The following is a 675-nucleotide window of genomic DNA, read 5'->3' on the forward strand; positions in this document are numbered from 1 at the left end:
ATGCGACGCCCTGTATCCCCGAAACGCCTTCTCAGGCGCAAGCCGACAACGGTTGGCGCGAATATTCTCGCACACAGGCATCGGAAAAGTATCCAGCGCATAGGCGGTACAGGTCTGCAGTGCCTCCCACACGGCGCGCAGCGGTGGCGCAAGGGCGTGCAGCAGGGGCATCAGACGGTGCCGCCTGCGGTTGAAACGGCTCTCAGAGGGCACAAACGAGAACAGGTGGAGGGCTTTGCGCATATTCCCGCCGAACTCTTGGCAGGCGAGGATGGCGATCGTGAGGATTTCACGGTCTGTGATTTTGGCTTGTGGGTCGTTGCGATGGTGGAGTATGTGGAGCAAGTCGTCGGGGATGCAGAAGGTTGCGATGATTTTGTCCAGCATGGTTGACCTCCGTGTGCGTGGGGGGATTGTACCCGCACACACGGGAAGACTTGACAAGGTGGCAAGTTGGGTTAGGGTATAATCCAAGAGATACATCACGGAGCAACAGTGGTTTGACGGAGGCGAACTATGAGCAGCATCAGCTTCATACGCGGTCGCAACGGGAAACCAGCGGCTTCTCGTGCTTTAGAAGAGATATTGAGCCGCATCGAGGGTCTGTCAGGGGAATGCTTCTTCGGCTTTCCTGTGGTTGCAACTCCAGAGGGTAAGTACTCTGCCGACGCAACA

Annotated in this window: 1 pseudogene; it reads right to left on the minus strand. The window is 57.2% G+C overall.

The window, feature by feature from the left end:
* Positions 1 to 387: pseudogene (locus tag NW837_RS15770) on the minus strand (IS982 family transposase); the annotation flags it as partial.
* Positions 388 to 675: the final 288 nt, after the last annotated feature.

It is taken from the genome of Synechococcus sp. R6-10, assembly GCF_047461815.1.
GTDB lineage: Bacteria > Cyanobacteriota > Cyanobacteriia > Thermostichales > Thermostichaceae > Thermostichus.